Genomic DNA, 13,213 nt, shown 5'->3' on the forward strand with positions numbered 1-13,213 from the left:
TTAACGCAAAGAGCGCTAAGTTTTTGTTTTTGTGTTGTGTTTAAAATGTGGAAAAGTTCGCAAAGCTTTGTGTTTATTTCTTTGCTACGAATTCCACGAATTTTCACTAATTAAATTCGTGCTAATTCGTGCAATTTGTGGCAACTAAAATTTAAAGCTGTTTAATAAATTCCGTTGCAGCTTTGCCAGCGTTATCGGTTTTCATGAAGTTTTCTCCAATTAAAAAACCTTTGTAACCGTAAGGTTTTAGTTCTTGAATGGCTTCAATTGATGAAATTCCGCTTTCAGATACTTTTACAAAATCATCTGGAATTTTTGCTGCCAATTCTTTACTGAAATCCAAACTCACTTCAAAAGTTTTTAAATTTCTGTTATTTACGCCAATCATGTCTAAAGTCGGCATAATCGATTTTTCTAATTCTTCTTGATTATGAACTTCAAGCAAAACTTCTAAACCTAAACTTTTAGCAAATTCAGATAGAGATTTTATTTCTTCGCGAGTTAAAACCGCAGCAATCAAAAGAATCAAATCGGCTCCATATGCTTTGGCTTCTAAAATTTGATATTCATCAACAATAAATTCTTTTCGCAAAAGCGGAATATTTACAGAGGCTCTTGCTAGAAGTAAATCGTCTAAGGAACCACCGAAATATTTTCCGTCTGTTAAAACCGAAATTCCGCATGCGCCCGCATCTTCATATCCTTTTACAACTTCTTCAACCGTAAAATTATTGTTGATAATTGATTTTGAAGGAGATCTGCGTTTGTGTTCTGCAATAATTCCAGAATTGCTTTCGCGTAAATTCTGGCTAAGAGAAATAGTTTGTTTTCCAAAAAATACAGAAGCTTCCAATTGAGAAACTGGAATTATTGATTTTTTAAGAACGACTTCTCTTTGTTTATCAAATATTATTTTATCGAGTATATTCATGGCTACTAATTTGCCACAAAGTCACAAAGGCACAAATTTATTAGTGCTAATTCGTGAAATTTGTGTTTGTTTTTACTTACTTAATTCTTGTAATGTTTGCAACGCTTTTAATCCTTTTCCAGACAATAAACTTTCTTTTGCTAATTCAAAACCTTCAAGCGGAGAACATTTTGTAACCGTTGCAATTGCCATTGCGGCGTTGGCACAAACTACATTGTTTTGAGCTTCGTTTCCTTTTCCTGAAATAATATTAGTGAAAATTTCAGCAGATTCTTCAATTGTTTTTCCGCCTTCAATTTCTGTTTGAGATAAAAGACGAACACCAAAATCCTCAGGTTTTAGCATTCCTTCCATATGGTTTGAAATTGTTTTGGTTGCACCTGTTAACGAAATTTCATCATATCCATCAAGTGAATGTAAAATCGTAAAATTCACATCAGTATTTTGATATAAATAAGCGTACATTCTCGCCAATTCTAAGTTAAAAACCCCAACTAATTGATTTTGTGGGAAAGAAGGATTTACCATTGGTCCTAACATATTGAAAAAGGTTTTTACTGCCAACTCTTTTCTAATTGGTCCAACATTTTTCATTGCCGGATGAAATAGGGGAGCGTGCAAAACACAAATTCCCGCTTGATCAATACATTTTTCTAAAAAAGAAGGATCATTACTAAATTTAATTCCCATTTTTTCCATCACGTTGCTTGATCCAGAAATAGATGAAACTCCGTAATTTCCGTGTTTTGCCACTTTAATTCCAGCTCCAGCAGAAACAAAAGAAGCTAAAGTCGAAATGTTGAAAGTGTCTTTTCCGTCACCGCCTGTTCCGCATAAATCGATTGTATTGTATGCAGATAAATCTACACGAATACATAATTCTAATAAAGCTTCGCGAAAGCCTGAAAGTTCTTCAATTGTAATGCTTCGCATCATAAATACAGTCAAAAAAGCCGAAATCTGACTTGGATTATATTGACCGCTTGAGATATTAATCAAAACTTGTTTTGCTTCTTCTTTAGAAAGAACTTCGTGGTTGATTAATTTATTTAATATAGTTTTCATTTTTTTTTAAGGTTCTAAGTTGCTAAGATGCTATCCCGAAGCTTCGGGACTAAGTTTTTTTCTGTGAGTGTAAACTGTGACTGAATACTAGCTTTTGATCCAATTCTCTAAAATCCTTTTTCCGTTTGGAGTTAAAACACTTTCTGGATGAAATTGAACGCCTCTTACATCAAATGTTTTGTGTCTTAAAGACATAATCTGTCCATTTTCGTCAACAGAAGTAGCTTCTAAATCTTCTGGTAAATTGGCATCAACAACCCAAGAATGGTATCTTCCAACTTCAAATTCATTTCCTAAACCTTCAAATAAAACTTCGTCTGAAACTAACGTTTTAACATTTGTAGCAACACCGTGATACACTTTATCAAGATTTGAAAGTGTTCCGCCAAAAACTTCTCCAATTGCCTGCTGTCCTAAACAAACGCCAAGAATGCTTTTTGTTGGACTGTATTTTTCGATTACTGCTTTTAATAAACCTGCTTCATCAGGAATTCCAGGTCCTGGAGAAAGTAATATTTTATCGAAAGATGCAATTTCATCAATATCAAATTCGTCGTTTCTGTAAACGGTAACTTCGCAGTTTAAATCTTCTAAATAGTGCACTAAATTGTAAGTGAAACTATCGTAATTGTCTATAACTAATATTTTTTTCATTTCTTTTTAAGGTTCTAAGTTGCTAAGTGACTAAGATTCTAAGTTTTTTTTAAAACTGTGACTGAATACTGAGACTGACAACTAAATTTTTATTTTTCTCGAACGTATTTTTCAATAATAGTTCGATCTATTCCTAATTTTTCTACTCTTTCTACACCTTTTTGAATCAAAGTGTCATTTTGAACTTTCACCACAAATTCAAATTTATTGTCTTCCCAATCGCGGTTATTAAAATATTCTAGGTTTTCGGTATAAATACTGTCTTTCAAAGTATATTTTCCGCCTCCGCCAAAGAATAAAGTTGCTGTGGAATCTTTTCCGTTTTTCAAATCATGATTAAAAAAAGCAAAATGGGTATCGTTTATAATTTTAATCATTTTTGATTTTCTATTGAAAGTTGAAAAAGTTGAATCTTTCTCAGTGGTTTCTGCCGAAATCAGACGCCAGGTTCCTTCAATCGGATTTTTCTTTTCAGAAGTACAAGATGTCATTGTAATGATTAAAACTAAAATTGAAATTACTTTTTTCATGATTTATGTTTTTTTTGATTTTTAATTTTTAATTCTGAGACTAAAAACTGCGACTGAAAACTAAATTTTCTCTGCAATTTCTAGAGCCGTATTCAAAGCTCTTAATTTATTATAGACTTCTTGCATTTCGCTTTCTTCGTCTGAACTGGCAACGATTCCAGCTCCAGCCTGACAATGCAATTGATGGTTTTTAGAAAGGAAAGTTCGAATCATAATTGCGTGATTAAAGTTTCCATTAAAATCCATGAAGCCAATTGCGCCACCGTAAAAATTACGATTAGTTTTTTCGCAGTCTTCAATTAATTGCATGGCTCTATGTTTTGGCGCACCGCTTAATGTTCCTGCAGGAAAAGTATCTGCAACTACTTGCATGGTTGTTGCCTTATCGTGTAAATGGCCTGTAACTTTAGAAACCAAGTGAATGACGTGAGAGAAAAACTGTACTTCTCTATATTTTTCTACGTTTACATCGTGACCATTTCTGCTCAAATCATTTCTCGCTAAGTCAACCAGCATAACGTGTTCACTATTTTCTTTTTTATCTTCAGAAAGTTCTTTGGCTAAAAGAGCATCTTGTTCGTCGTTTCCGGTTCTTTTAAAAGTTCCAGCAATTGGGTGAATCTCTGCTTTTCTGTCTTTTACAATAATTTGTGCTTCAGGCGAAGAACCAAATATTTTGAAATCTCCATAATCAAAAAAGAACAAATACGGAGAAGGATTAATGCTTCTCAAAGCTCTGTATACATTAAATTCGTCACCTTTGAAACCTTGTGTAAAACGACGTGATAAAACCAATTGAAAAACATCGCCACGGTAACAGTGTTTTTTTGCTAAAGCGACATTTTCTTTGAATTCTTCATCTGTTAGATTAGAAAAACCTTCACCTTCTTTCGAGAATTTATAAGAAGCAATATTTCTAGATTGAAGTAATTGTTCAATTTCTGCAATATTATTTTTTCCGTCTACACTGTGGCAGAAAATATAAGCTTCATTTTTGAAGTGATTAATAGCAATAATATTTTGATAAACAGCATAAAACACATCTGGTATTGCAGTTGCATTGTCTTTTTTAGCAATCGATACTTTTTCAAAATAACGAACAGCATCATAAGAAATGTAACCGAACAAACCATTATTAATGAATTTGAAATCATTTTTTTCTGATTGAAACTGACTTGAAAATTCCTGAATTACTTGTGGAATATTTGTAGTTGAATCAATAGTTATTTTTTCTGAAGTTCCGTCAGGAAAAGTCTTTGAAATAATTTCGTTTTCAATTTTTATAGTGGCAATTGGATTACAGCAAATGTAAGAGAAACTATTGTCATTTCCGTGATAATCACTACTTTCTAATAATAAACTGTTTGGGAATTTATCTCTGATTTTAAAATAAATGCTTACTGGCGTAACGGTGTCTGCCAGAATTTGTTTGTAATGTGTATTAAGAATAAAAGGTTTCAAAATATTTAGTTTTATGTTGTTTCGTTAATTTTTAATTTCAATTTCGACCAAAAAAAAAGGCTTGTCGTGATGACAAGCCTTTTATATTTTATAGTTTTACAATACCATAGGAAGCGTTGTTCACGACGTTTGACGTAAATTGTTCCACCACCAAGAATTGTTTAATAATGTTCTCATAATTGTTTTTGTTGAGACAAAGATATAAATGTAATTTGAATTGTAGTATACAAAAATTAAAAAAAAACTTTTCTAAAATTGAAAATTTGTTAAATTTCAAATACTAAGGTTGCTTTAAAAGCTTAATTTCCAATTGCTATTGTATTGTTTGTGCTAGCTCTAAAATCTGGATTTCCTTTAATATTTGGCGTTGCAAATAATTCTGTATTTTTCATTTTAGTGTATTCTAAACCAGAATTTGGGTTGTAAAAATTTTGAATAGAATCATTACTGCTTGCCGATTCGCTTGTAATTCCGCCATTGCAATTATTTACAATTGTGTTTTTAAAACTCATTTTCGAAAGATTTACATCTCCATTTCCAATAGCACCTTCTAATAAAACAAAAGGAGAAAAACCAGAAATAATACTATTGTTTAAACTGAAAAATGTATTTTCTTTTATAAAAATAGATTCTCTAACCAAGCCTTGATTGTTTTCTTCTAAGTTGACTAAAGTAATGTTGTTGGCGTTTATTTTAGTCATTTTTTTAGTCATATCTGTAGTAGCTACTTTTTCATACGAATCTACTTCAAAGCATCTTGATCCCGAAATATCTGAAGAAAAAGGGTGACGAACCGCAATACTGTTAGAAATGTTGATTTGTGCACCTTGCGTAAAATCAAAATCATCGTCTGTTGTTCTGTACGAAATTAAATTAGTCATATTCAAATCTCCTCCATAACATTCAAAAGAATCATCATTAGAAAAACTGATCTGAATGTTGCTTAAAAGAGTTTTTCTTCCAATTCCAGCCAGAGAAAGACCATTCAATTCTTTTGTAGAGCTTAATTTTCTTCCAGCATATTCGATACGGACAAATTTTAAAATTCCTGAATTATCTTCTGGATCTTGACCGCCGTAATGATTTAAGTTTGCTTCTAAATCAAAAGGTAAAGTATGCACACCGCCAAGAGAGTTTATTGGAGCTTTTCCTAAAACAATAATCCCACCCCAGTCACCAGGTTTTCTTAGGTTTTTTTCTTTATTTGATGTAAATACGATAGGATCTGTTTCTAAACCTTCAGCAAGGATTTTTGCTCCATTAGTAATTACAAGAGTTCCACACGTTTTATCATCACCACGAATAACTGTTCCAGGCTCGATCGTTAAAACAGCATTATTGGTAACATACACAACACCAACTAATTGATAAGTATTTCTTTTTACTAATCTAGTGTCTTTATCTATTGTTCCAGCAATAATGTTTGTTGCTTCGTTGTATTCCATTTTAGCAGGATTAAAATTGGTCCAATTATTCATCCAGTTGTTGGTGCCAATAATTCCTTTTGGTTGTTGAGCGTGTGAGAAAAAGCTGATAGTAAAGATAATTAGGGCAATACGTAATTTTGTTTTCATAACTATGATTTGGATTTCTAGTTTTTGATTTTTTTAATTGTCCCAAAATTAGAAGCCCTATGTTAATCAAAGTCCTGATGTTTATTACGAATGCGTTAGTTTAGTATTAAGAATGTTAAGCTTATGAAAAGTTTTATAAAAAAATAAACCCCGGCTGTTTAAATAACGCCGGGGTTTATTATATTTTTGAATTAGTAAGTCTAAAAAATTAGAATTTTAAAGATACTGCTAATTCGAATTCGTCATTGATAGTTTTGTCTCCTAAACCTTCGAAGAAACTACCTGAACCGTATTTAATATCGTATTTAGTTCTGTCAACTTTGAAAGCAGTTGTAGCAGTGTTTCCTTTTACAGTAATGTCAAAAGTTACTGGTTTAGTAATTCCTTTGATAGTTAAATCTGCAGTTGCAGTATAAACATCAGCAGATTTTGCACCGATTTTTTTGATAACTAATTTTGAAGTTGGGAATTTTTCAGTTCCGAAGAAATCGTCAGCTTTTAAGTGCCCGTTTAATTTTCCTTGGTATTCTCCAGTTAAATCTGTAGAAGTTAATGAAGTCATGTCAACAGTAAAGCTACCACCAACTAATTTGTTTCCTTTTAAAACTACAGCTCCATCTTTGAAGTTTACAGTTCCAGAGTGCTCTCCAGTTACTTTTTTACCTACCCATTTAATAGTAGACGCTTTTACGTCGATTTTCTTAGTTTGTGCGTTTACTGAGATACCAGCTGCTGCTACGAATAATGCTATTGCAATTGTTTTTAAATTTTTCATGTTGTAAAATTTGAATTTGATTAATAAATAATTATAGTGTGATAAATAATTCTTCTTGAGATTTTCTAACTTTTTTGTAATGCTGAGTGTCGTCCTCATCATGTCTGTAACCTACAGTTGCAATAACTGAAGCGTTTAAACCTAATTTATCGAAACCTAAGATTTCGTTGAATTGTGCTGGATTGAAACCTTCCATTGGAGTAGCATCGATTTTTAATTCTGCTGCAGCTGCCAATAAAGTTCCTAAAGCAATATACGTTTGTTTTGCTGTCCAGATGTTTTTATTTTCTTGAGATAAGTTTGAAATTACATTATTCATCATATCCGCAAATCCGCCTAAAGCTTCTGTTGGAAGACCTCTTGTTTCGCTAATATTTTTGATATAAGCTGAAACAGATTCTGGTCCTGCATTTAAGTCGTTAGCAAATATAAACAATTGAGAAGCATCAGTAATTTGAGTTTGCCCGTAAGCAGCTGCTTTTAATTGTTCTCTAATTTCTGGATTTTCTACAACTACCACTTTAAATGGTTGTAATCCGTACGAAGAAGCAGCTAATCTCACAGCTTCTTTCAAAGTATTTAAATCAGCATCAGAGATTTTTTTTGTTGCATCAAATTTTTTTGTAGCATATCTCCAATTAAGATTTTCTAAAATTGTGCTCATAGTTTTAATTTTGTTGAGTTCGGTATTTTTCTAATAATTTGTTTAATAATTCTAATTCTTCCTGACTTATATTCTCCGCAAATGCGCGTTCATGTGCATCTACTTTCGGATCTAATTCTTTTAAAACATCTAATCCTTTTTGTGTAATCAAAACTTCGATTTTACGTCGATTGTCGGGACAGACATTTCTTGTAACGAATTCTTTCAGTAATAATTTGTCAACTAATCGGGTTGTGTTACTCGTTTTAGCCAACATACGTTCTTGTATCACACACATATTAGCAGGATTTCCTTTTTGTCCTCTTAATATACGCAGCACATTATATTGTTCTCCAGACAAATCATACGGTTTTATCAACTCGTTGAAATGATCCTGAATCACATTTTGTGTGTACATGATATTCAGAATAACTTTTTTCGCATTATCCATCTTAACTGTACTCTTAATAACCTCTTCAATTGTCATAGTCGTAAGTGTATAATTTGTATATACAAATGTAGAACTTTTAATAGTTGTATATACAAGTTTCATGTTAAAATTTTGTTAATTGATAAAATATTGAATGTTTGCGCGTTCAATTTGAACTTTTAATATAATAAAAGTAACGTATTTTTTAATTTTAAAGTATTGATATTTTGATGTTTAACTTAAATTTAAAATTGAAAAATCTGTGGAATCGAAAAATGTTGTAAAAATGGCTTTTGTAAGACAAATAAAAATGTAATTCAGCTAAATGATTAAAAATCAGTTCAAATTCAAGTTCTACTGAAACTCAGGAAGCAAAAATCCTTTGGCAATTACTGAAAAATTTGAAATTTCTTTTCTGATCCAATCTTCATCATGACTTAATTCTTTAGCAAGCAAACGCGCTATTTTTTCTGAGACCTCAATAGCCGCTCTCGCATCTAAAAAAAGTAAACGAACACGTCTTGCCAGAATATCATCAACAGTTCTAGCCATTTCATGACGAATTGCCCAAACGACTTCTGCCATTGTAAATTCGTGATTAGGGTGCAGCTTTTCTTTTAACTCAGGTTCGTTTTGTTGTAATTGCTGTATTTTTTTAATATCGCTACCATATATATATAAATGATTTTCACGATCAAGATTAGTCGTTGGTTTGTTTCCGTGAATAGATAAGTGTTCTGTAATGCATGATTTTTTAGGAAGTTTTCCTTTTAGGATACCAGTGTTTATTATTTCTTCAGCCATTTTTCTATACGTTGTCCATTTTCCGCCAGTAATGGTTATTAAACCTGTTTCTGAAACAATAATTTTATGACTCCTAGAAACTTCTTTGGTGCTTTTTCCTTCTTCCTTTGGCGCTGCGAGCGGGCGTAAGCCTGCAAAAACGGAAAGTACATCGGCTCTTGTAGGTTTTTTTGCTAAAAATCGTTGTGCAGTTTCTAAAACAAATTGAATTTCGCTTTCTAAAGCAATTGGTTCTAAACTTTGTTTCTTTATCAAAGTATCAGTTGTACCAACTACAATACGATTGTGCCAAGGAACTGCAAATAATACCCTTCCGTCTTTCGTTTTCGGAATCATCAAGGCATTTTCGCCAGGCAAAAATGATTTGTCAAACACCAGATGTATTCCCTGACTTGGAACAATATATTTTTTATAAACCGCATCATTTAATTTCATGATGGCATTAGTAAATACTCCAGTCGCATTTATTACTACTAAACCTTTTATTTTATAAGTAATTTCATTTTCTTGATCGATTACCTCAACGCCAATAATCCGATTGTGGTCATCTTTTAGCAAGTTCGTTACTTTAGTATAATTTAAAACACAAGCTCCGTTTTCTACAGCAGTCTGCGCAAGATTAATGGCGAGACGAGAATCATCAAATTGTCCGTCGTGATAAATAACACCGTTGATAAGACCATTTTCTTCTACGTTGGGAAGCATTTCAATAGTTTTCTTTTTTGAAAGATATTTTGAACTTCCTAAACTCAAACAACCGGATAATAAATCGTAAATTTTTAAACCAATAGTATAAATAAAACCACTCAAATAATGATAATTCGGAATAACAAACAATTGGTTTTTTACTAAATGACTAGCATTTTGAGCCAGTAAACCTCTTTCTTTCAGTGCCTCTCTTACTAAATGAACATTTCCCTGTTCTAAATAACGCACTCCGCCATGAACCAATTTTGTACTTCTGCTCGAAGTTCCTTTTGCAAAATCTACAGCTTCAAATAAGATGGTTTTATAGCCACGACTTGCCGCATCAATCGCAGTTCCGAGTCCGCTCGCGCCACCGCCTATAATTATTACGTCCCATTTTTCGGTATTCTTTAGTTTGGCTAGTTGTTCGGAACGATTCATTTTATATTTGAAATATTGTTTAAAGCAAACTTAACGAAATGAAATTAAAAATAGATGAAGAAATATTCCTTAGGAATATCTCGTCGGTAGAAAAATATAATATCGTATTGTGTTGTGTCCTGTAAGGACATTTGTTTTTTTTAAATGGGATATTCAATCGTTAATCATACATTCCTACGGAACGTGTAAATGGAATTCAAATTTAATTTCTACCGACCAGACATTCCTACGGAATGAATAGGTTCTTAAAATACAAAACCCGACAGTTAAAAAAAAACTATCGGGTTTGTTACGTTTTCCAACTTGAAACCTGAAACAAATAAAATTGTAGCAAATTTTTTAGTGAGGCAGTTTATCTTTAATCAACCCATAGACCCAAGTTCCAGCAATGGCACTTACTAAAGTAACTACAATTACGGTTGCGCCTGTACCAATTTGAGCAAAAAGCGGACCTGGACAAGCTCCAGTAATTGCCCATCCGAAACCGAATAATAATCCGCCGTAAATTTGACCTTTGTTGAAAGTTTTTGGCTGGATTTCTATTTTTTCTCCCTGAAGGGTTTTGATATTGAATTTTTTAATTAATTGGACTGATATTAATCCAACTACAACAGCACATCCGATTACGCCATACATATGGAATGATTCTAGGTGAAACATTTCCTGAATTCGAAACCAGCTTATAATTTCTGCTTTTACGAATACAATTCCGAAAAATATGCCGACGATTAAATATTTAATATTCTCGAATGCATTTTCTTTTTTATGACTTGCGTTAATTCCTTCGCTGTCGGTATTTTTATTTTCTAAACTCATTTTATTAGAATTTTAAAGTGAAAGAATATAAGGTAAAATCAAAAGTGACATTACAAAACCACCAATCATGAAGCAGATTGTAGCGACCAATGAAGGCCATTGTAAGTTTGATAATCCCATAATCGCGTGTCCGCTTGTGCAACCGCCGGCGTAACGTGTTCCGAAACCAACTAAAAATCCGCCGACAACCATCATAATGAATCCGCGAAGTGTCAATAAACTTTCCCAAGAAAATAATTGTACAGGAACTAATCCAGTGTGATCTGTAATTCCGTAACCAGCTAATTGCTCAGAAAGTTCTGGAGAAATAACAACCGCATTTGGATTAGAAAGGAAATAAGCAGCGATTACACCGCCTAAAAATATTCCGAAAACAAAGAATAAATTCCAGCTTTCTTTTTTCCAATCGTATTTAAAAAAGGAAATATTTGCAGGAATACAAGCCGCACAAATATGACGAAGTGAAGAACTAATTCCGAAAGATTTATTTCCGATAATTAATAAAATTGGAACTGTTAATCCAATCAACGGACCAGCAACATACCAAGGCCAAGGTTCTCTCAAAATTTCTAGTAAACTCATAAATAATTTAAAGATTAAGTATTTTTTTTACCATATAAGTTATATAAGAAATTATAAGTTGGAGTTTCTTATATAACTTAGAAAAAGTTAAGTAAATATAAGAAGTGGGTTTAAAAACACCCTAGCTGAAATGAACTTATATCGCTTATATGGTAAAAATTTATGTTCAATGTTTATGCTTTCAAAACCTTGCTCTGACAAACAAAATCTGATTTTGGGATATCTGTTTTTGAAATTGCTCCAAAACCGCCTTCAACTTCAGAGAAATTTCTAAATCCACGTGCCTGCAAAATTGAAGCTGCAATCATACTTCTGTAGCCACCAGCACAATGCAGATAAAAATGCTCATTCGGATTAATATCTTTTACCCAGTCATTAATATAAGCTAAAGGTTTGCTGTAAGCATCTTCGATATGTTCTGCTTCGTATTCGGTTTCTTTACGAATGTCAATTATTTTGTCTTTTTGAATATCTACTTCATTAGCAAACTGTTCAGCAGTAATTCTATTTACAGAATCTGTTTCGTAACCCGCTTTTTGCCAAGCTTCAAAACCGCCATCCAAATGTCCTATAATAGTATCAAAACCAACACGACTTAAACGCGTTACGGTTTCTTCTTCCATTCCAGCCGTGGTAATCAAAATAATAGGCTGTTTCACATTCGCAATTAAAGTTCCAACCCACGGTGCAAAATCACCGTTGATTCCGATATTGATAGATTGCGGAACAAATGCTTTACTAAAATCTGCGGCACTTCTTGTGTCAAGGATTAAAGCGCCAGTTTCTTCTGCAACAGCTTCAAATTCAGTTACGTTTATGGCTTTCATTCCATTGTGTAAAACAGTTTCAAAGCTTTCGTAACCTTGTTTATTCATGGCAACATTCATGCTGAAATAGGCAGGAGGAGGCAATAAACCGTCGGTAACTTCTTTGATGAATTCTTCTTCGGTCATATTAGCTCGCAATGCATAATTGTTTGCTTTCTGATTTCCGATAGTCGAAACGGTTTCTTTACTCATGTTTTTTCCACAAGCACTTCCTGCACCGTGCGCCGGATAAACGATCACATCATCAGCCAAAGTCATGATTTTATCTCTTAACGAATGAAATAAAATTCCAGCCAATTGATCTTGTGTCATTCCCGCCGCTTTTTGAGCTAAGTCTGGACGTCCAACATCGCCTATAAATAACGTGTCTCCAGAAAAAATAGCATGATCTTTTCCATTTTCGTCAATTAGTAAAAAAGTAGTGCTTTCCATAGTATGTCCTGGAGTGTGCAAAACTTTGATGGTGACTTTTCCAAGTTTAAATTCTTGTCCGTCTGTTGCAGAAATGCAGTCAAATTCGCAGGCAGCATTTGGTCCATAAACGATTGGCGCTCCAGTTTCTTTGCTTAAATCAACGTGTCCTGAAACGAAATCAGCGTGAAAGTGCGTTTCAAAAATATATTTCAATTTTACTCCGTCACGTTCTAAACGATCTAGGTAAGGTTGCGTTTCTCTAAGCGGATCAATAATGGCCGCTTCGCCATTTGAAGTGATATAGTATGCACCTTGCGCAAGGCATCCGGTGTAAATTTGCTCTATTTTCATGATAGATATTGTAAAATGATGGGATACAAAGGTAACTTTGTTTTTTAGAAAAATAGGTGACTAATGTTACAGAAATTAGGTTTTTGTGTAAAAAAATGTAATTTAACCATATAAGTGATATAAGTTCATTTTTGAAGGAGTTACTTATATGTGTTTCCATTTTTATACGATAGTAAGCATCCAGCTTATAATTGCTTATATTACTTAAATGGTAGAAAAAAAACTTTG

The 13,213-nt window shown here is 32.9% G+C and carries 13 protein-coding genes; all 13 read right to left on the reverse strand.

Features of this window, described 5'->3' with window-relative positions; translation table 11 throughout:
• Positions 1 to 151: 151 nt before the first annotated feature.
• The 13 genes from trpC to LL966_RS00980 all read right to left on the reverse strand — a co-directional run bounded on the left by trpC (position 152) and on the right by LL966_RS00980 (position 12,985).
• Complete coding sequence (gene trpC / locus LL966_RS00920; RefSeq protein WP_229349304.1) at positions 152 to 931, reverse strand: indole-3-glycerol phosphate synthase TrpC; 780 nt, start codon at positions 929 to 931, stop codon at positions 152 to 154.
• A 72-nt stretch (positions 932 to 1,003) separates the two neighbouring features.
• Positions 1,004 to 1,996, reverse strand: a complete 993-nt coding sequence (trpD, locus tag LL966_RS00925; protein WP_229349306.1) for an anthranilate phosphoribosyltransferase — start codon at positions 1,994 to 1,996, stop codon at positions 1,004 to 1,006.
• A gap of 87 nt (positions 1,997 to 2,083) precedes the next feature.
• On the reverse strand, positions 2,084 to 2,650 hold the full coding sequence (locus tag LL966_RS00930) for an anthranilate synthase component II (protein WP_229349308.1): 567 nt from the start codon (positions 2,648 to 2,650) through the stop codon (positions 2,084 to 2,086).
• A gap of 89 nt (positions 2,651 to 2,739) precedes the next feature.
• Positions 2,740 to 3,180, reverse strand: a complete 441-nt coding sequence (locus tag LL966_RS00935) for a hypothetical protein (RefSeq protein ID WP_229349310.1) — start codon at positions 3,178 to 3,180, stop codon at positions 2,740 to 2,742.
• 60 nt (positions 3,181 to 3,240) lie between these two features.
• Complete coding sequence (locus LL966_RS00940) at positions 3,241 to 4,641, reverse strand: anthranilate synthase component I family protein (RefSeq protein WP_229349312.1); 1,401 nt, start codon at positions 4,639 to 4,641, stop codon at positions 3,241 to 3,243.
• A gap of 299 nt (positions 4,642 to 4,940) precedes the next feature.
• Positions 4,941 to 6,215 carry a hypothetical protein gene (locus LL966_RS00945; protein ID WP_229349314.1) on the reverse strand — a complete coding sequence of 425 codons (1,275 nt, stop codon included), beginning with the start codon at positions 6,213 to 6,215 and terminating at the stop codon, positions 4,941 to 4,943.
• 208 nt (positions 6,216 to 6,423) lie between these two features.
• Positions 6,424 to 6,990, reverse strand: coding sequence for a YceI family protein (locus tag LL966_RS00950; RefSeq protein WP_229349316.1), 567 nt, complete (start codon positions 6,988 to 6,990; stop codon positions 6,424 to 6,426).
• A 31-nt stretch (positions 6,991 to 7,021) separates the two neighbouring features.
• Entirely contained in the window at positions 7,022 to 7,654 is a 633-nt protein-coding gene (locus tag LL966_RS00955) for an NAD(P)H-dependent oxidoreductase (RefSeq protein WP_229349319.1), read from the reverse strand.
• Positions 7,655 to 7,658: 4 nt separating this feature from the next.
• Positions 7,659 to 8,120 carry a MarR family winged helix-turn-helix transcriptional regulator gene (locus LL966_RS00960; protein ID WP_229350866.1) on the reverse strand — a complete coding sequence of 154 codons (462 nt, stop codon included), beginning with the start codon at positions 8,118 to 8,120 and terminating at the stop codon, positions 7,659 to 7,661.
• 297 nt (positions 8,121 to 8,417) lie between these two features.
• Positions 8,418 to 9,995, reverse strand: coding sequence for a glycerol-3-phosphate dehydrogenase/oxidase (locus LL966_RS00965; protein WP_229349321.1), 1,578 nt, complete (start codon positions 9,993 to 9,995; stop codon positions 8,418 to 8,420).
• 339 nt (positions 9,996 to 10,334) lie between these two features.
• Positions 10,335 to 10,811 (reverse strand): DUF6691 family protein, encoded by a 477-nt coding sequence (locus LL966_RS00970; RefSeq protein ID WP_229349323.1) that lies wholly within the window; start codon positions 10,809 to 10,811, stop codon positions 10,335 to 10,337.
• Between the two features lie 12 nt (positions 10,812 to 10,823).
• Entirely contained in the window at positions 10,824 to 11,393 is a 570-nt protein-coding gene (locus tag LL966_RS00975) for a YeeE/YedE family protein (protein ID WP_229349326.1), read from the reverse strand.
• A 173-nt stretch (positions 11,394 to 11,566) separates the two neighbouring features.
• A complete protein-coding gene (locus LL966_RS00980) occupies positions 11,567 to 12,985 on the reverse strand; it encodes an MBL fold metallo-hydrolase (protein WP_229349327.1) in 1,419 nt (472 codons plus the stop codon).
• Positions 12,986 to 13,213 lie beyond the last annotated feature (228 nt).

The organism is Flavobacterium chungbukense (assembly GCF_020805785.1).
GTDB lineage: Bacteria > Bacteroidota > Bacteroidia > Flavobacteriales > Flavobacteriaceae > Flavobacterium > Flavobacterium chungbukense.

Excerpts from the sequence above, each read along its gene's own strand:
- LL966_RS00935 (WP_229349310.1), bottom strand. The coding sequence starts at position 3,180 with ATGAAAAAAGTAATTTCAATTTTAGTTTTAATCATTACAATGACATCT.
- LL966_RS00975 (WP_229349326.1), bottom strand. The coding sequence starts at position 11,393 with ATGAGTTTACTAGAAATTTTGAGAGAACCTTGGCCTTGGTATGTTGCT.
- LL966_RS00980 (WP_229349327.1), bottom strand. The coding sequence starts at position 12,985 with ATGAAAATAGAGCAAATTTACACCGGATGCCTTGCGCAAGGTGCATAC.
- LL966_RS00950 (WP_229349316.1), bottom strand. The coding sequence starts at position 6,990 with ATGAAAAATTTAAAAACAATTGCAATAGCATTATTCGTAGCAGCAGCT.
- trpD (WP_229349306.1), bottom strand. The coding sequence starts at position 1,996 with ATGAAAACTATATTAAATAAATTAATCAACCACGAAGTTCTTTCTAAA.
- LL966_RS00930 (WP_229349308.1), bottom strand. The coding sequence starts at position 2,650 with ATGAAAAAAATATTAGTTATAGACAATTACGATAGTTTCACTTACAAT.
- trpC (WP_229349304.1), bottom strand. The coding sequence starts at position 931 with ATGAATATACTCGATAAAATAATATTTGATAAACAAAGAGAAGTCGTT.
- LL966_RS00945 (WP_229349314.1), bottom strand. The coding sequence starts at position 6,215 with ATGAAAACAAAATTACGTATTGCCCTAATTATCTTTACTATCAGCTTT.
- LL966_RS00965 (WP_229349321.1), bottom strand. The coding sequence starts at position 9,995 with ATGAATCGTTCCGAACAACTAGCCAAACTAAAGAATACCGAAAAATGG.
- LL966_RS00970 (WP_229349323.1), bottom strand. The coding sequence starts at position 10,811 with ATGAGTTTAGAAAATAAAAATACCGACAGCGAAGGAATTAACGCAAGT.
- LL966_RS00955 (WP_229349319.1), bottom strand. The coding sequence starts at position 7,654 with ATGAGCACAATTTTAGAAAATCTTAATTGGAGATATGCTACAAAAAAA.
- LL966_RS00960 (WP_229350866.1), bottom strand. The coding sequence starts at position 8,120 with ATGACAATTGAAGAGGTTATTAAGAGTACAGTTAAGATGGATAATGCG.